At 54.7% G+C, this 18,100-nt stretch carries 13 protein-coding genes and 1 pseudogene; 13 read left to right on the forward strand and 1 reads right to left on the reverse strand.

Annotated features, from left to right (window positions below):
* The first annotated feature begins 122 nt into the window (after positions 1-122).
* The 13 genes from QZ303_RS09390 (at position 123) to QZ303_RS09450 (ending at position 16,944) form a co-directional block, all read left to right on the forward strand.
* On the forward strand, positions 123-776 hold the full coding sequence (locus QZ303_RS09390) for an RNA polymerase sigma-70 factor (RefSeq protein WP_295732102.1): 654 nt from the start codon (positions 123-125) through the stop codon (positions 774-776).
* 17 nt (positions 777-793) lie between these two features.
* On the forward strand, positions 794-1,804 hold the full coding sequence (locus QZ303_RS09395; RefSeq protein ID WP_295732105.1) for a FecR domain-containing protein: 1,011 nt from the start codon (positions 794-796) through the stop codon (positions 1,802-1,804).
* A 188-nt stretch (positions 1,805-1,992) separates the two neighbouring features.
* Complete coding sequence (locus tag QZ303_RS09400) at positions 1,993-5,280, forward strand: TonB-dependent receptor (RefSeq protein ID WP_295732131.1); 3,288 nt, start codon at positions 1,993-1,995, stop codon at positions 5,278-5,280.
* A 27-nt stretch (positions 5,281-5,307) separates the two neighbouring features.
* Entirely contained in the window at positions 5,308-6,720 is a 1,413-nt protein-coding gene (locus tag QZ303_RS09405; RefSeq protein WP_295732107.1) for a RagB/SusD family nutrient uptake outer membrane protein, read from the forward strand.
* Between the two features lie 36 nt (positions 6,721-6,756).
* Positions 6,757-8,712, forward strand: coding sequence for a PQQ-binding-like beta-propeller repeat protein (locus tag QZ303_RS09410; RefSeq protein WP_295732109.1), 1,956 nt, complete (start codon positions 6,757-6,759; stop codon positions 8,710-8,712).
* Positions 8,713-8,727: 15 nt separating this feature from the next.
* The gene (locus tag QZ303_RS09415; protein WP_295732112.1) at positions 8,728-9,795 is read left to right on the forward strand and encodes a hypothetical protein; all 1,068 of its coding nucleotides are present in this window, start codon (positions 8,728-8,730) and stop codon (positions 9,793-9,795) included.
* 162 nt (positions 9,796-9,957) lie between these two features.
* The gene (locus tag QZ303_RS09420; protein ID WP_295732134.1) at positions 9,958-10,785 is read left to right on the forward strand and encodes a glycerophosphodiester phosphodiesterase family protein; all 828 of its coding nucleotides are present in this window, start codon (positions 9,958-9,960) and stop codon (positions 10,783-10,785) included.
* A 44-nt stretch (positions 10,786-10,829) separates the two neighbouring features.
* On the forward strand, positions 10,830-12,185 hold the full coding sequence (locus tag QZ303_RS09425) for an MFS transporter (protein WP_295732137.1): 1,356 nt from the start codon (positions 10,830-10,832) through the stop codon (positions 12,183-12,185).
* 265 nt (positions 12,186-12,450) lie between these two features.
* Positions 12,451-13,770: a gliding motility-associated protein GldE gene (gldE, locus tag QZ303_RS09430; RefSeq protein ID WP_295732115.1), complete on the forward strand. Its 1,320-nt coding sequence runs from the start codon at positions 12,451-12,453 to the stop codon at positions 13,768-13,770.
* Positions 13,767-14,375, forward strand: a complete 609-nt coding sequence (locus tag QZ303_RS09435) for a hypothetical protein (RefSeq protein WP_295732119.1) — start codon at positions 13,767-13,769, stop codon at positions 14,373-14,375. Before gldE ends, QZ303_RS09435 begins: the two co-directional genes overlap by 4 nt.
* A complete protein-coding gene (locus QZ303_RS09440; protein ID WP_295732122.1) occupies positions 14,372-15,019 on the forward strand; it encodes a 4'-phosphopantetheinyl transferase superfamily protein in 648 nt (215 codons plus the stop codon). Before QZ303_RS09435 ends, QZ303_RS09440 begins: the two co-directional genes overlap by 4 nt.
* Positions 15,020-15,844: 825 nt before the next feature.
* Complete coding sequence (locus QZ303_RS09445; RefSeq protein ID WP_295732125.1) at positions 15,845-16,186, forward strand: PadR family transcriptional regulator; 342 nt, start codon at positions 15,845-15,847, stop codon at positions 16,184-16,186.
* Entirely contained in the window at positions 16,183-16,944 is a 762-nt protein-coding gene (locus QZ303_RS09450) for a hypothetical protein (protein ID WP_295732128.1), read from the forward strand. Before QZ303_RS09445 ends, QZ303_RS09450 begins: the two co-directional genes overlap by 4 nt.
* 460 nt (positions 16,945-17,404) lie before the next feature.
* On the opposite strand, the pseudogene QZ303_RS09455 reads toward QZ303_RS09450, so the two are convergent.
* Positions 17,405-18,100, reverse strand: a pseudogene (locus tag QZ303_RS09455) (KilA-N domain-containing protein); the annotation flags it as partial.

Raw genomic sequence — 18,100 nt, forward strand, 5'->3', positions numbered from 1 at the left:
AATCGGTCCTATTTTTCAATCGCCCTCTAAAGTTTAGCGGACAGTAATAATTTATTTTCAAAATTTCATCCTCACCACTACCCTTTCGCCCGTTTTTTCCGTCTATCTTCCATAAGAGTAAGATGGATTCCATTAATTACACCGAATTACTGATCGCCGGGCAATTACGACAGGGCAGCGAAGAGGCTTTCCGCTACCTTTATCGCCACCATTACGCCGCCATGTGCATGGTCGCGTGGGACTATGTAGGCTCACGCACCATTGCCGAGTCCATTGTGAGCGACGTGATGTTCCGGTTATGGGAAAACCATGAAAACATACAGATACACACATCCATAAGGGCTTATCTTATAACCGCCACACGTCATCAGTGCCTCGACTTCCTGAAATCCAAAGTCAATCGGCGTGAAGTGCTCGTCGGGCACATCAACAACGACGACAACGACCACCATGATATATTTTCAGGACTCACCGCCGACGACTGCCCGCTCGGCCAACTCATCGAGAAAGAACTTGAGGACAAAATCCAGGATGCCATCGACTCACTCCCTCCCGCCACACGCAACGTGTTTCTGAAAAGCCGCATCGGCGGCAGAAAATATGAAGAAATCAGCCGGGAGGATGGCATATCCGTCAACACCGTAAAATACCACATCAAGCAGGCCCTCAAGCTTATAGACAAATATATAAAGCCATATATCCATCTGTTAATATTTTTTTCGGCTATTTCATACTATATATCCTACCCACTCGGCTCACTTTTATCGTCACTCTAACAACATAGGCACCACCCATGGCACACTTCAACGACGAGCATATCAATCTATTGATTGTCGATTTCCTCTCCGGGGAGATCGACACCGAAGGCCTCATGGAACTGGAGAAATGGATTGTAGCCGACATCGACAACCGCGACCATTTCATGCGGATGCGCGAGATATGGCACCTCACTCGCAAGGACACCTCCGCTTCGCTCGGCGGCTTCGACTGCGACGCGGCATTCGAGTCGTTCCGCGCACGGTGCGCCGCAAGTCCGGGCAGGACACGCCTCCGGACAGTCAAAACCATTCTCGGCTACGCCGCTGCCGTCGCGATAGGATTCGGTGGCGGAGCGCTGTTGCTCAGCCGAGGAACGTCGCTCCCGCAGCAACCTGTCGGCTACACCGAGTTCATCGCTCCCCAAGGCTCGCAGTCGTGTGTGAATCTACCCGACGGAAGCTATGTGATGCTCAACGGCGGATCTACACTGCGCTATCCGGCAGACTACGGACAAGGGGCGCGCTCGGTAGCCCTCTCCGGCGAAGGATATTTCAGCGTGGCCCACGACACAGGCGCTCATTTCCTCGTCGACATAGGCGGCGCCACAGTGAAGGTCTACGGCACGACATTCACCATCAGCAGCTACCCCGAGGATTCGATAGCCACCGTATCGCTCATCTCAGGACATCTCGGAATGAAAAGCCGCACCGACAGCATCGAGCACCATATCACATCCGGCCAATCCCTGACGCTCGACCGTGCCGACGGAAGAATCTCCGAGACCGGGTTCACCGACGGCAACACCGACTGGACAAGAGGTGTGCTCAGCTACGAGCGATATCCACTATCAAGGCTTGTCAGGTCGCTCGAAAGAAGCTATGGTACCACCATCGTGATCGCCGACCCCGCACTGTCATCACTGAAAGTATCAGGAAAATTCTTCCGAGAGACACAATCGCTCGACGACATCCTTGAATCCCTCGCAGCTACAGGACGCATGCAGTTCCGACGCACCGCCAACGGCATAACCATATACTCCGACTGATACCTACCACGCCGCAACCGGCTTTTTTATACCTCATTTATTTTTCAATTCAAATCTAAACCAATCAAATAAACCTTATGGAAATCAAAAGGATTTTGCTATCCGTAATCATGGCCCAGGGATGTGCGGCGATGTTGACGGCCCAGTCTCTGAGCCTCAACCTCCATGACACCACCTTGAAGCAAGCCATGACCGAGATCGAGCGGCAGACCGGATATACGTTCGTATATGCCGATGCCGACCTCGACACCACCCACAAAGTCAGTGTAAAAGCCGACAACCTCCAGAATGCGGTAGCCATGCTGCTTAAAGGACAGAACGCCGATTACTCCATCAACGGCAAGAACATAGTCATCAAAGCAGCAGGCTCAGCCCCTAAAGCGTCGAAGTCAGGGAAAGTCACCGTAAAAGGTGTGGTCCTCGACAACTTCGGCGATCCTGCCATCGGAGCTACCGTGATGGTGAAAGGGACTTCCAACGGCTGCTCGACCGACCTCGACGGAAACTACAACCTGACGGACGTACCCGCCGATGCCACCATCGTGTTTTCAATGATCGGATGCATGCCACGGGAAATTGCGGCAAACGATGCCGCCGCGCTCGCATCGGTAGAGATGAAAGAGAATGCCGAAGTGCTTGAGGAGGTCGTGGTCGTGGGCTACGGCGTACAGAAGAAGCGCGACGTCTCCACTGCCATATCGCAGATAAAGTCAGGCGACATCGCCAACCTCCCCTCAAGCGACTTCCGCCAGTCTATGGCGGGAAAGATGCCCGGTGTCCAGGTGATGCAGACATCCGGCGACCCCGAAGGCAACAACGTGATGGTGCGCGTGCGAGGTATCAGCTCGGCCACTGCCGGCAATGACCCCCTCTACATCGTCGATGGTGTGCCTATGGAAAACGGCCTCAGCAACATCAACCCCAATGACATCGAGAGCCTCGAAGTGCTCAAAGATGCTTCGGCTGCCGCGATATACGGCTCACGTGGATCCAACGGTGTAATAATAATCACCACCAAGAAAGGCACATCCGAACATGCCAAGGTCACCTACGACGGATGGCTCTCATGGGACAAGGTGTCTAAGAAAATCGACATGATGAACGCCTACGAATATGCCGCATTCTCGGCCGAGGCCCACACCAACGCCTACCTTGACCTCCATCCCGGGGGCATCGATCCCAACGGCTCGCGTCCCGAATCGTTCTCCAACTACCCGCTCGAGTTCGAGCCTTACCTACAAGGGATGCGCGGACTTGTCGACACCGACTGGCAGGACGCTATTTTCCGCACCGGATTCTCCATGAACCATAACATAGGCGTAAGCGGGAAGTCCGGTGACACAAACTATTTCATATCCGCCAACTACCTCAACAAGGAAGGTGTGATCATCAACTCCGACTTCAAGAAATACTCGTTCCGACTCAACGTCGACGGGAAATATCAGCGTCTGAGCTATGGCGCCAACATGTCACCCTCATATTCCGAGAGCAACAAGGTCAACGCATCCGGATCCTACGGAAGCGGAGGCGTGGTACAGTCGGCGCTCGCTTCATGCCCGATATGGCCAGTATATAATTCCGACGGTTCATTCAACTGGCAGGGAAACGGCTATTGGCGTCAAGGCAACGACTACCAGCACAACGAAATCCTCAACCCCGTAGCCCTCGCGACACTTGTGAAGGACAAAATCACACGATTCAACTTCACCGGACGCGGATTCCTAGCATTCGACTTCGGCCGCGGATTCAAGTTCCAGACATCATTCGGAGGCAACTACTACGGAGCCAACGAGGAAACCTACCGCCCCTCCACCCTGCCCCTCCTCGGAAAAGCATACTACGACCAAGCATCCAACCCTGTGGCTGAGGTCTCAAACGGCAGCTACTACAACTGGCTCTTCGAGAACCAGCTCACATGGTACCGCGACTTCGGACGCCATAGCGTCAATGCCGTACTTGTCCAGTCGGCACAGAAAGAGACATACAAAGGCGTATGGGTCAAGGCCACAGACTACCCCAACGACTATATCCAGACCATCACGGGAGGCACCGTCGCCGACGGCACCTCCAAGACCACACAATGGTCGCTCGCCTCATATCTCGCCCGAGTGCAGTACTCCTACGACGGCATCTACATGCTCTCCGCTGCAATCCGCGCCGACGGCTCATCGCGCTTCGGAAAGAACAACCGGTGGGGCTACTTCCCGTCGGCTTCGGCCGCATGGCGATTCACCGGCGAGGAGTGGTGGCGCAACATCTCATCGATGCGCTGGCTCGATGACGGAAAGCTCCGCGTAAGCTATGGCGAGACTGGTAACTTCAACATTGGAAACTACGAGCATCTGTCCACTATGGGAATCGAGGACTACATCCTCGGCACCGGTAGCGGATCGCTCGTAAGCGGATACAAGCCCACATCTGTCGACAACCCCGACCTCACATGGGAAAAGACCAAGATGGTCAACGTCGGAATCGACCTTCTCGCCCTCAACGGATTGATAAAGTTTACAGGCGAATACTACAACGCCGATACCCACGACATGCTTCAGAACGTGCTCGTACCACGCCCCACCGGCTACGGTTCGACACTAATGAACATCGGAAAAGTCAACAACCACGGCTTCGAGGTGACGCTCGGCTCAAGCCACTCGTTCGCCAACGGCATCACCTACAACTTCAATGCCACATGGGCGAAAAACTGGAATGAAGTCAAAGAACTCGGCCAGAATAACGCGCCAATCATCAAATCAGGTTCGGTAGAGCACGCATACTACATCACCCAGGTCGGAAAACCTATCGGCAGTTACTACCTGCTCGTTCAGGACGGTATATTCAAAAACGAGGAGGAACTACGCGCATATCCCCACTTCGAGAACGCACGTCCCGGCGACTTCCGCTTCGTCGATGTCAACGGCGACGGTGTCCTCGACGTAAACACCGACCGTGCCGTAGTGGGCAACTACATGCCCGACTTCACCTACGGGTTCAACGGCCAGCTGCAATGGAAAGGCATCGACCTGTCATTCGCGTTCCAGGGTGTCTACGGCAACGAAATCCTCAACCTCAACCGACGATACCTCGACAACATGGAGGGAAACACCAACGGCACGAAAGCATCGCTCAACCGATGGCACTCCGCATCGAACCCCGGCGATGGACAGACCAACCGTGCAAACCGCAAACAGACCGGCTACAACGCACGTACCTCCACGTGGCACGTCGAGGACGGCTCATACCTGCGACTGCAAAACCTCACCGTGGGCTACACCCTCCCTGCCGCATGGACAAAGAAGCTGCATATCGAGAAATGCCGCATCTACTTCTCCGGCAACAACCTCCATACATGGACAAACTATTCGGGCTATAACCCCGAGGTAAGTCTACGCAGCTCAAACGCCCTCACTCCTGGTGAGGACTACGGAACATACCCCCTGGCCCGCACTTTCATGGTCGGCCTGAACATCACCACATTCTAAACACTTGTTCTAAACCGGTAAAAAACTATGTTCAAATATATAAAGACCGCATTGCCGTTCATTGCAGGCGCAATCCTGATGTCTGCGGCGACATCATGCAGCGACAGCTTCTTCGACCTGCAGCCTGACGACGAAGTGACAGGCGACAAAGTGTACAAAACCGAAAACGACTTCGAGCTGGCCGTCAACGCCTGCTACTCCAAGTTGCAGACACAGATGGACTTCTACATCGAGATGTGCGAGTACCGCAGCGACAACCTGTCCCTCAACGCACCCACGGCAGGCACCCAGGACCGCTACGACATCGACACGTTCAAGGAGACATCGGCCAACAGCATCATCGACAAACTTTGGGAAAACTTCTACAACGGCATATACCGTTGCAACAAGATTCTCGACAAGATTGACGGGGCTGAGTTCGACAACGTAAAGAAGATGCAGTTCAAAGGTGAGGCTATGTTCGTACGAGCCCTCACGTTCTTCAACATGTACCGCGCTTGGGGCACAGTCCCCGTTCCGCGCCGGGTGCTCACTGTTGCCGAGTCCCTTAAACTCGGACGTGCCTCGACCGACGAGATGTACGCCTACCTCGCAGGTGACCTCGAACAGATTATCAACGAGAACATGCTCCCCGACTCCTATAGCGGAAAGGATGTGGGCCGCGCGACAAGCGGGGCCGCGAAAGCGCTCCTCGCCAAGGTGTACCTTACATTCAGGCAGCCTCAGAAAGCCGCCGACCTGCTCCGCGGCATGATTGGCACCTATGAGCTCCTCGACAACATCGCCGACGTGTTCGATGTCGACAACAAGATGAACTGCGAAGTAATATTCGCCGTGCGCTACAACAAGACTGTCCCCGGCGAAGGCCACGGAGCCTGGTACTCCATCACCAACGCTACCGACGACAACAACCGCACCGAAACACTAAAGCATCTGTATGACAACACTTCCGATGCCCGCGCCGGCCTTCTGGAATATGTGAAGGTGCCCGGGGTGAACGTCCATCTCATGCGCAAATTCTATGACACGCGCGACGCCTCCACCATGCAGTACGGTCCCGACAACATCCTCATCCGATACGCCGACATACTGCTGATGTATGCCGAGGCACTCAACGAAGTGGCGTTCGTAAACGACCGTAATTCCGAGGCGCTCAAAGCCCTCAACAGCGTGCACACACGTGCCGGACTGCCGGTAATCGATATTGCCGACATACCCTCGCAGGACGAGTTCCGCAAGGCGGTGATGCTCGAACGCCAGAAGGAGTTCCCCTACGAGGGACACCGATGGTTCGACAGCGTGCGCCTCGGAGGCGCCAAGGATGCCGCGGCCGCCGAGGGCAAGCACATCCAGGATTATCAGATGCTTTACCCCATCCCATCCTCGGAAATAGAGCGCATCAACGATCAGTCGCTCCTATGGCAGAATCCCGGCTATTGACAACCAATTCCTTAAATGATTAAGACGTTTTTCAACATGAAACTCAAGATAGCAGGCATTGGCCTGATGGTCGCTGCGGCACTGGCTTTCACCGCATGCGAGGATGAAACAAACTATTCGGCATCGTTCGACCGCTTCGAACTTGACGAAGTGACCGCCACTCCCGGCGACGAGAGCGTGACCCTTCTGTGGACACCTCAGGAAGGGAAACCCTCACCTGTGTCATACTACATCACATGGAGTGCGTCAGGAGCCTCTGACAGCGCCGGCGAGACGGAGGTCGACGGCAACACCACTTCAGCCACTATTCAGGGGCTTACCAACGACTTGATGTATAATTTCGCCGTACAGAGCCGCTACCCCTCGGGGCTCGCACGCAGGATTACGACATCGGCCACCCCAAAGACCACACGCATACCGGTGTCGGGCTTCAAGGCTATGGCCGGCGACAAGAGGGCGTTCCTTTCCTGGACCGCCCCGGAGACCGGGCTCTCCCACTCATATGAAATCGAAGTGTCATCAACCGATGCCGTATCGAAAACCCTTACCGCCGCACAAGGTGCGGAAAGCATGCTCATCAACGACCTCGTAAACGACACGGAATATGAATTCGCCATCACCGTCATCTACTCCCACGGCAAATCGGAGACACTTCGCTCGTCGGCCACCCCGGGACAGATCAGCCCTATTGCAGTGTCGCCCGAGAATCCGCACCCGTATGAACTATGCAAGCTCGAATACAATCCCGCCTACTTCGTGGCAGGGACAATCGCATCGGTGGAATGGAGTGTCGACGGCAAGGCAATCTCTACCGCAGAGACAGCAACCCATCTGTTCGCCACCCCCGGAAGTAACATCGTGACCATCACGGTGACATATACCGACGGAAGCAGCGAAACAGGCTCGATAACCGTCGATGTCCAGGAATTCGCATGGTCGGAGATGGCCGGAGCGGGCTATCAGAAAGCATCCAACTTCGCCTTCTCTCCCGACGGCCAGACCCTCTACAGCATATCCCAGTCGACCAAGACACTCCTGGCCATAAACGCCATAACCGGCGAAATCAGATGGCAGCAGACGCTCGCGGCAGCCACCTACGGCGCGGGCATCGCGGTAGGGCCTGACGGAAAGGTGTACCTCGGCACAGAGGATGGCGCCGGTACGCTCTATGCCTTCACCCCCAACGGCACTGTAAAATGGCAGGCTTCCATGGGGAAGGCCGTTAAGGCCGCTCCGGCAGTCACTTCCGACGGTGTCGTATACGCCTTGTGCGACGGGGCGAAACTTATCGCATATGACGCCGCCGACGGCGCCCATAAATGGACCGCCGACCTCTCCGGCAATGCAGGCGGCGTAGCCGTCGATGCCGCAGGCAACATATATGCAGGCACCTCGTCAGGCATATGGGCATACTCTCCCGCAGGCACACGCCTCTGGCAGTCGGCGGACGCCCATAAGGTCACCGAACGTGGAGGCTCGCTCGCCATCGACTCCTCTCGCGGGGTGATATTCGCCACACTCAAAGGAAAAGGTGGAGTCGCCGCCGTCGACATGGCCTCAGGCGCTACCAAGTGGACTTATGCCTCGGAGTACAACGACTGCTACCATCCCGTGGTAGACGCACAGGGAACAGTGTATTTCAACGAGAAGAACGGCGCCCTGTATGCAGTGACCTACGCAGGCACACTGAAATGGAAATATTCAGCCGGACTCGGCTACACCTACTCCGGCTTCGCCATTGGTGCCGACTCGCATGCCTACATCACACAGTACGCATCGCCATTCGCTGTCCTCGACATAGCCCCCGACGGATCCGCTACGGTGCTCACAAACATCGCCCAGACGATGTCACCCGTATGCATCGGCCCTGACGCACGTCTCTACTACGGACTAAACGGTTCGATAGCCACATTCAACATCGGGATCCTCCCTGCCACGGAGGGATGGCCCTGCCGGGGAGGCAACATACACGGAACCAACTCACTGAAATAATAAAATCAATCGAAGATGAATCACAAATCAATTCTAAATAAATTCGCCATGGGTCTCACAATCCGTGGCAGAATCATCGCCCTCTTCTTCTGCAGCCTGTGGCTCGCATGCACGGCATGCGATGACGATGACAATGCGACACGCGTCGAAGAGCCTGTAAAGAATTTCTCCACAGAGGCCACCTCGTCGATGCAGTCGATATGGTCGACAGCCCCCGAACTCTCAGCCAAGGATACACGCACCGCAGCCTACGCCACAATCCAGGGATGGGCCGATGCATGCCCCGCAGAGGCCGTATATATGAAATACCGCGACGCATCGCCGGCTTTGTCAGCGGCCATACAGAACTTATACCCTGTACTCCAATGTTACGACCTCGCTTTCGACAGGGTGCTCGACGCCCTGAAGGCCGGAATGCCTGCCGACGGAAAGCCGCGTCTGTGGATGCTCTACAATATGGGCATCGTAGTCCAGACATCCGCAGGAAATTATGCCATAGACATCTATCACCGGCGTGGAGCGGAACTGGCTCCATACCTTGATTTCTACGCTATGACCCACATCCATGCCGACCATCGCTGCGACGCGCTCGCAACAGCAATGTCGGAGGCCGGTAAACCGGTGATGTCCAACTTCGCTATCACGGGAGTCAACAACAGCGAATTCATGTCGACGGAAGGCAAGGACTATAAGGTAGGAGGCTTTGACATCCACTCCTTTATCACCCACCACAATAGTTCTCCGCTCTCATCGCTCGCCATCACGGCATTCTTCGTTGAAGGTGGTGGTGTGAGCGTGCTGCACTCCGGCGACAGCAATTTCATCGCCGACGAATTCGAGTCGATGCGCGGTCGTGATGTGGATTTCTACGTTTTCCGCTATGCCGTCAACGCACTCACCGAAAACAATGTACTCGGCAATATAGTGAACCCGAAGGTCGCCGTGCTTGCCCATATCCTCGAACTCGGACACAAGGACGTGGCAAACAGCCGCTGGACACTCGAACTTGGACTTGACCGCGCATCGCGCCTCAACAGCGCCAATGTCGTCATGCCCTTCTGGGGCGATGCCCTCTCCCTTTGACCGTCTACAATCGCAAAACCGAAGTGATTCAATAAGCCAATCCCAACCATGCTTAAATCTTTTTTATTCCCCGCATTAATAGCAGCCACGATAATCTCAGGCTGCAATTCCTCCCCAAAAAATGCAGAGACATCCGCCGGCGCCGACATCAGCCGTGCGGAAATGCTCCGCAAAAAGATTCTCGGCGGTGATACCACAGGGGTGCTCGTGGTGGCACACCGTGGCGACTGGCGTTATGCGCCTGAAAACTCCCTTGCGGCAATCCGCCATTCGATAGACATCGGTGTCGACATCGTCGAGCTCGACCTACAGCTCACGAAAGACTCGGTGCTGATGGTGATGCACGACTCACGCCTCGAACGCACCACCACAGGCAAAGGCCGCGTAGGCGAATGGACTCTCGACTCCCTGCGCACGCTTAAACTGAAAAACGGTGCCGGCATACGCACAATCCATTCCCTCCCCACCCTCGAAGAAGCCATGCTCGCCGCCAAAGGGCGAGTGCTGGTGAATCTCGACAAGGCCGACCGTTATTTCGACCTTCTGATGCCCGTTCTCGAAAAGACAGGCACCACGGAGCAGGTGATCATGAAAGGACAACGTCCCGCCGGGGAGGTTGACAGTCTCTACGGCGACTATCTCGACAAGGTGATATATATGCCGGTAGTAAAGCTCGACAAACCGGAAGCACCGCAGCTAATGGAGGGATACATGACACAGCTGAAGCCCGCTGCCTACGAGCTATGTTACGGCAACGACTCTACGGTGGCATTCCCCCGAAGCCTGAAAGAGCAGCTGCAAGGGAAGGCTCTGATATGGTACAACACGCTGTGGGACACCCAATGCGGCGGACATGATGACGACCGCGCGCTTACCGACCCTGATGCCGCCTACGGTTTTCTCATCGACAGCCTCGGTGCGCGGATCATACAGACCGACCGTGCCGAACTGCTGCTCGACTACCTGCGTTCTCGCTCACTTCATGATTGACAGTTATGGAACTTGCACAAGATATGTCGGCTAAACGGCGGTCGATCATCGACAGGATCACGGACTTCTACCGCATCTCCGCTCCTGCGGAACGCCCCGACACCGACCGCGACCGTTTCCGCCGCGTGCGCCTCGCCACGTTCATCTCCGCCACCCTCGGCTACGCCATCTACTACGTATGCCGACTGTCGATGAATATAGTCCGGAAACCGATTGTCGATGACGGAGTGTTCTCCGAGACACAGCTCGGCATAATCGGCTCTTGCCTATTCTTTGTCTACGCCGCCGGAAAGATGGCCAACGGATTCCTTGCCGACCGTTGCAACGCACGCCGTTTCCTCGCCACCGGACTCCTCCTCACCGCTGTGGTCAACCTTGTCCTCGGCATGACCGAGATGTTTTGGATATTCACTATCCTGTGGGGACTCAACGGATGGTTTCAGTCGATGGGTGCGCCCGCCTGCGTGGTCTCGCTCAACCGCTGGTATACCTCCAAAGACCGTGGCACATACTACGGGTTCTGGTCTGCCTCACATAACCTCGGCGAGGCCATAACCTTCATTACCATCGCCCTCCTCGTCAGCTGGGCCGGATGGCGCTACGGTATGATTGGAGCCGGTGCCATAGGACTCTGCGGATTCGCGATGCTCCTCATATTCATGCGCGACACCCCGCAGAGCCTCGGATTCCCCGACCCCGAGCCACCGACGGCAAAAACCCCCACCGAGAACGCTACCGCCAAGCCTGACACCGCCGACTTCAACCGCGCACAGAAGGCCGTGCTCCGCAATCCGGCCATATGGTGTCTCGCCCTCGCGTCCGCGTTCATGTACATCTCTCGCTACGCCGTTAACTCGTGGGGAGTGTTCTACCTTGAGGCACAAAAGGGCTACGACACCCTCGACGCCTCACTAATCATCTCGATAAGCTCCGTCTGCGGAATCGTCGGCACAGTAGCCTCCGGTCTTATCTCCGACCGCCTCTTCGGGGGCTCGCGCAACGTTCCCGCACTCCTCTTCGGACTGATGAACGTCACGGCGCTATGCCTATTCCTGCTTGTCCCCGGCGAACACTTCTGGCTCGATGCCACCGCAATGGTGCTCTTCGGCCTCGGTATAGGCGTGCTCATCTGCTTCCTCGGCGGACTCATGGCCGTCGATATCGCACCACGTGCCGCAGCAGGAGCCGCCCTCGGCGTCGTAGGCATAGCGAGCTACATAGGCGCAGGTCTACAGGACGTCATGAACGGCATCCTCATCGAAGGACAAAAGACAATCGACCCCGCTACCGGCGCAGACATCTACGATTTCACCTACGTCAACATCTTCTGGATAGGCGCCGCCGCTGTCTCCGTTCTCCTCACGCTCCTCGTCTGGAACGCCCGCCGCAACGACAACTGATCACCCTCCTCTCCCCGATTGTTTTAGCTTTGCCTCGACAGTAGAGCGGCCACTACCCCTGGCCGCTCTATTGTTTGCCAGGGACACCTGTCGGCGAAAAAACGCGGCGCGATTGGGTGGAATGCAAAAGTTTATTTAACTTTGTGCTTCTCATCGCCGTAGCGCGCCCGACAAGGGGAGATGCCGGCGACATATGTCTCACTAACACCCCATAGACTTGGATATCGATCCGTTACCGACGGCCTCGCCCCTCACCGGGCTTATAATGGCCGCACAACTAATAACAGTAAACACCCCGACCGCCGGAAGCATCATAGCGCTCATATGCGCCGCGGCAGCCCTGCTGATGTCAGGATTCGTGTCGGGCAGCGAAATCGCCTACTTCTCGCTCACCCCGGCACAGCGGGAGGAACTTGACGAATCGCCAAAAGGTCCGGTGATAGAAGGATTCCTGCAGCAGCCACAGAGACTGCTCGCCACCATCCTCATCGCCAACAACCTGGTCAACGTGACCATCGTCATACTCTGCAACTTCGCGTTCAACCAGATTTTCCATTTCGAAAGCGGAGTGCTCGACTTCATATTCCAGTCGGTAATACTCACGTTCCTCATACTCCTTTTCGGCGAGATCTTGCCGAAACTCTATGCCAACACTTACACAGTGGGATGGGCAAAGATGGCCGCAGGGGGCATAAGCGGCGCCATACGCCTTTTCTTCCCCATATCATCGATGCTCGTCAGGAGCGGATCTATAGTAAACCGCGTCATCACCAAGAAGGTCGACGAGATTTCGGTCGATGACCTGTCGCAGGCGCTCGAGATCACCGAAGTGAAAGGAGCCGACGAGAAGGAGATGCTTGAAGGCATCCTCGAGTTCGGCGACACCACCGCCTCGCAGATAATGACCCCGCGCGTCGACATGACCACCATCGACTACGGATTCACATTCTCCCGCGTGATGGATGTGGTGCTACAGAGCGGGTTCTCGCGCCTCCCCGTAGTCGAGGACACCGACGACAACATCCGGGGCGTGCTCTACAGCCGCGACCTCCTACCCTACATCGGAAAGGACACACCCGAGGACTTCGAATGGCAGAAGCTCATCAGGGAGACATACTTCGTGCCCGAGTCACGCATGATCGACGACCTGCTTGAGGACTTCCGCCGCCGGCGGATGCACATGGCCATCGTCATCGACGAATACGGCGGCACGCAGGGACTCGTCACCATGGAGGACGTGCTTGAAGAGATCGTGGGCGACATCAACGACGAATACGACGAGGAAGAAATCACCTACAAGCGACTTCCCGACGACACCTACGTGTTTGAAGGCAAGACACTGCTGACCGACTTTTTCCGTGTGACGGGACTCGACGAAGAGGACTATGCCGACGTCACCGAGGACTGCGACACCCTCGCCGGGATGCTTCTCGCCATCAAGGGCGACTTCCCCAAAGCAAAGGAATCAATCGTCTACCACCGCTGCCGCTTCCTGGTAATCTCGCTCGACCGCCATCGCATATCGTCGGTGCGCGTCAAGGTAATGCCGCAGGAAAATCCCGACCAGACTGAAGCCGCCATATGAAACGACTCCTCCTCATGCTACCCACATTCGCCGTGGCCGCCATCTTCATAATCCTCACCGGCGACTGCAGCGGTAAACGCGCCGACACCGCCGTGCCGCGCCGCACCGCCTACCCACGCGTGGAACTTTACGACTCCGCCTACCGACAGGCTTCCGACTCGCTCCCCGTGGTGCTGATGGTCAACGACTCGGCCACGGTCGACATAGCCAGCCACGGCGATGAAGCCATATGGATCGACGTGCGCTACCCGCGCTACGGAGCAGTGCTGCGCCTCACCCTCAGCCGTCTCGACAAGGAAGCCCTCGACCGTGCCATAACCAACCGCCACGAGCGCATGGCGCTCAATGCCGGAGGGTTGCGCAGCACCGTCACCACACTTACCGCACCGGCCGGACTCTCGTCGGAAATCGTGGAGACTCCAGGGGCGATGGTGACACCGCTCCAGATAATCGCCACCGACAGCACGGCGCTCCTGCTCACCGGCGCCCTTGAGATGCCACCCGCGTCGGGCGACGACGACAACGACGCCGAACGCTACATGCCCGTGGTGAAAGGTGTGGAGCGCGACCTCATGCACATGGCCAAGCATCTCAAACTCAAATGAATCCCGATTGTAGTACAAGGCACTCCGACATGCATGCCGACACCGGGATCAAACGCATCGATGCCGGCACGATAACGGTGTGGAGCACACCGGTTGACGCCGTTCCACGACGCCACGAGCGACGCGAGGCTGAACGCATGGCCGTAGACCGCCTCTTAGAAGCCGCATTCGGCCCGCATGCCGCGCTCGGCCACGAATCCACCGGAGCGCCATACATATACTTTGACAACGGCGACATCCCGTCCGGCGCTGCACTCTCAACGGGCGACATATCCATATCGATATCCCATTGCGCCGACACCGCCATGCTCTGCGCAGCTACCGGCGACGTGGCGATAGGCATTGACTGCGAACATTTCCGCCCGGCGCTGCGCAACGTGGCGTCACGTGTGCTCTCCCCCTCAGAACTGGCCGAATGGGGCGGCGATGACCTCATGCTACTGCGCGCATGGACCATCAAGGAAGCTGTCTACAAAGCCGCAGGATGTCCCGGTCTGCCGCTGGCCGAAGGCATACGCCTCCCTCATCCCGATGCCACCTCCGGCGCATCCGCAAGCCTGGCCGACGGACGGCGATTCCGTCTCATTTTCCTTCACGGGACAGCTCCCGCCGTCACGATTGCCGTCGGAGAGACCGGATTGTAGGCCGTCAGTATTGCCCGGAGCGGCGGCATCCGCTTCCGCCTTGCGCGCGGCCTCTTGGCGGGCAATCCGTTTATCTTCAATGGCTTTCTTGCGCGCAGCCTCGGCAAGACGAGCCTCGCGACGGGCCACACGCTTGAGGCGCGCACGCTCGTTGCGCTCCTTGCGGGCATCTATCTGAGCCTTTATCAGCACCCATGCGCACTCGAAATATGTCTCGCAAAATTCGTGATTGACATATTCCTCAGTCCTTTTGCCCTCGATATAATCGCGGATCATCCGTTCGGTGTATTCCACACTGATGTACGGCATAAGGCGGATGGACTCCATCCATTTCTCATCAAACTTGTAACGTGGTGTTTTCATATTCACAATAAATTAAGATAATAAAAATCGATAAATCAATGCAATAACGTATAACAGCAGGCTCAAAATATTGTTATTAAACAAATACAGCCGGATGTATTGCAATTATTCACATCGCAAAGATACAACATATTTGATGAAATACACAAATTTAATCGAATATTTTTTCGTTACATCGATATTAACCGAGGGGTAACTATTCAGCCAAATAGGCTGACACAAGACATTGATTATCAGAGTAGAAACATACCCAGGTGCGTCCGGATCCAATCGGAAACCTTTTGTATTACGGTGGACGCACCGGGGGGTACGTTCCTACAATCCATTAGTGGCCAAGCGGTTTCATTGGATGAATAGTTACACCGAGGACGGCAAGAAGTTAAACTTAGTTAATTCAAGTACTATGTATTGCATAGTACTATTTTGTACAATATCTTTGCGGCATCATCATAAACCCGACAAATGCCATTCAACTCCGACAAAATCAAATCGCAGATGCGCAAAGGGCTGCTGGAATACTGCATAATGCTCATTCTCCATGAGCAAAGCGCGTATTCCTCCGACATAATCAGCCTGCTTAAAAACGCATCCATGATAGTGGTGGAAGGCACACTGTATCCACTGCTGACCCGCCTCAAAAACGACGGACTCCTATCCTACAAGTGGGTGGAATCCACACAAGGCCCTCCCCGGAAGTACTATTCGCTCACCTCCGAGGGAAAAAGAGCGCTCAAAGAACTCGAAAGCTCCTGGTCGGGAATCATCAACACGATTAACCACCTTAAAAATCGAAACGAAAAATGAATTTTACAGTAAACGCCAGACTTGACAGCCGGACATTCCCCATCGAGGAGGATGCATACCTGATGCTTTTGGAATATCGGAAAACAATCTCGAAGATGTTTTCAAAGTCAGACGACGGGGATGAGATTATCGCCGACATCGACAACCGCATTTCAGAGATACTCTGTGAATCGGTGGCACACGGCGCGCCCACAGTCACGGCAGACCATGTAAAGAACGTGATGCGCCTCATCGGCACCCCCGACGACATCATCGATGCAGAGAGTCTTACCGACAGCGAGACAGACAGCCGCACCCCGAAGCCCGTCGACAAGCGCAACCGACCCTCCCGCCTGTCAACCGTCTGCTCCGTAATCACATGTATCATCATCGGCACAATCCTGATCTACCTGGGGCTGAACATGCTCGTAGTCCTTGTAAAAATGCTCTTCGCCTGCTTCGGAGTCGAAATCTTCCGAGTCAATCCCCTAATGGGCAACTTCATAATCAACCCGGCCCTATATGACTACAATGCCGCAGCGTATGTCTTATTCGACATCCTGTGCTGGGGAATAGCCGTAGTGATACCGTTAAGCACACTTTTCCATAGAGCGTGGCTCACATTCAACAGGAAACCCGACAAACGCCTCAATCCTCGCACTCGGAAATTCCTGTGGATAACATGGATAGCCGCCATAGCGGCAGGTATCATAATCTCTCTGATCACGCTATATTGCGCTTCCCATTTCAATTGGGACCTGACAAATAAATTCGGATAGACTTCCACCGGCTAATATCAGAAACACATAGCATCCTTTCCTAAGTCCATGCCATGAAATTAAACGGGCGGCAAACACAGAGCACAAAGTCCTATAGAGCCTCAAAACGGATATCAAACATAGCACAAACAGGCCAAAACATAGGAAGAGTACCCGGGAATTTCCGTCAGAAAATAGCGGAATCTACCTAAAAAACGGAGATTCCGCTGTTTTATGACGGGAAAATAAACGCATAATATTAATAATCAAAGTATTACACCCTTACATTGTGTGACATCCCTATCAATAATTATTCACTTTCCACCCACAGCAGACAAATTCCACCCGCAGGAGTCACACCTACAGACTTTGTCCACTGTGAACTCCGTGGCCTCCGTGCGATTTCAGTAATAATTTAGAAAGATCCAAATTATTGAAGCCACTCAGAACGAACCAGCGTCCTATAACTGATTTTGAAAGACTATTTCAGTAGTTTCCTATTATTGTCACCACTTTCAAGAACACCCATCTGATGAATAGCAATCCGGTTGAGCTTAATCAGACGCTCCTGTTGCGACATACTCTGTTCAATAAACACTGCATTTAGATTCTCCATATTTGAGAGACATATCAGCTCATTAATAGAGGCGTAATCACGAATATTTCCTTAAAGGCCGGGATTGGCATCCCGCCACTGCTTCGCGGTCATTCCAAACATCGCCACATTCAGCACGTCGGCTTCATTAGCATATATGATACTTGCTTGAGCCTTGGTAAGCTCAGCCGGTATCAGATTATGCTTGATGGCATCGGTGTGTATCCGATAATTTATCTTTGACAGCTCTCGCTTCGCAGACCAGCCGAGTTGCTTCTGTTCCTCTTCTTTAAGACGTTGGAACTCTTTGACAAGATAAAGTTCAAACTCAACCGAAACCCAACTTGCAAATTTGAAAGCGATATCCCGTTGAGCGTATGTGCCTCCTTCACGCCCTATTTTATTGACAATACCTATTGCATTTGTGAGTTCTATCCAACGGCTTGGACTCATTGTAAAGGAATTTGAACCTGCTTCTCTCAAAATAGGGTCGAATTCGACCCCTTTAAAATCGGGATTGTTAAGACTTTCCCATAATCCAAGATACTCAAGAGTATTCTTCACCCTCATCCAATTCTTTAC

It is taken from the genome of uncultured Muribaculum sp. (assembly GCF_910583865.1).
Lineage (GTDB): Bacteria > Bacteroidota > Bacteroidia > Bacteroidales > Muribaculaceae > Muribaculum.

What these genes read in the sequence shown, in the direction of transcription:
- QZ303_RS09445 (WP_295732125.1), top strand. Translation starts at nt 15,845, where the DNA reads ATGCCATTCAACTCCGACAAAATCAAATCGCAGATGCGCAAAGGGCTG.
- QZ303_RS09450 (WP_295732128.1), top strand. Translation starts at nt 16,183, where the DNA reads ATGAATTTTACAGTAAACGCCAGACTTGACAGCCGGACATTCCCCATC.
- QZ303_RS09400 (WP_295732131.1), top strand. Translation starts at nt 1,993, where the DNA reads ATGACCGAGATCGAGCGGCAGACCGGATATACGTTCGTATATGCCGAT.
- QZ303_RS09395 (WP_295732105.1), top strand. Translation starts at nt 794, where the DNA reads ATGGCACACTTCAACGACGAGCATATCAATCTATTGATTGTCGATTTC.
- QZ303_RS09415 (WP_295732112.1), top strand. Translation starts at nt 8,728, where the DNA reads ATGAATCACAAATCAATTCTAAATAAATTCGCCATGGGTCTCACAATC.
- QZ303_RS09440 (WP_295732122.1), top strand. Translation starts at nt 14,372, where the DNA reads ATGAATCCCGATTGTAGTACAAGGCACTCCGACATGCATGCCGACACC.
- QZ303_RS09420 (WP_295732134.1), top strand. Translation starts at nt 9,958, where the DNA reads ATGCTCCGCAAAAAGATTCTCGGCGGTGATACCACAGGGGTGCTCGTG.
- gldE (WP_295732115.1), top strand. Translation starts at nt 12,451, where the DNA reads ATGGCCGCACAACTAATAACAGTAAACACCCCGACCGCCGGAAGCATC.
- QZ303_RS09405 (WP_295732107.1), top strand. Translation starts at nt 5,308, where the DNA reads ATGTTCAAATATATAAAGACCGCATTGCCGTTCATTGCAGGCGCAATC.
- QZ303_RS09410 (WP_295732109.1), top strand. Translation starts at nt 6,757, where the DNA reads ATGAAACTCAAGATAGCAGGCATTGGCCTGATGGTCGCTGCGGCACTG.
- QZ303_RS09390 (WP_295732102.1), top strand. Translation starts at nt 123, where the DNA reads ATGGATTCCATTAATTACACCGAATTACTGATCGCCGGGCAATTACGA.
- QZ303_RS09435 (WP_295732119.1), top strand. Translation starts at nt 13,767, where the DNA reads ATGAAACGACTCCTCCTCATGCTACCCACATTCGCCGTGGCCGCCATC.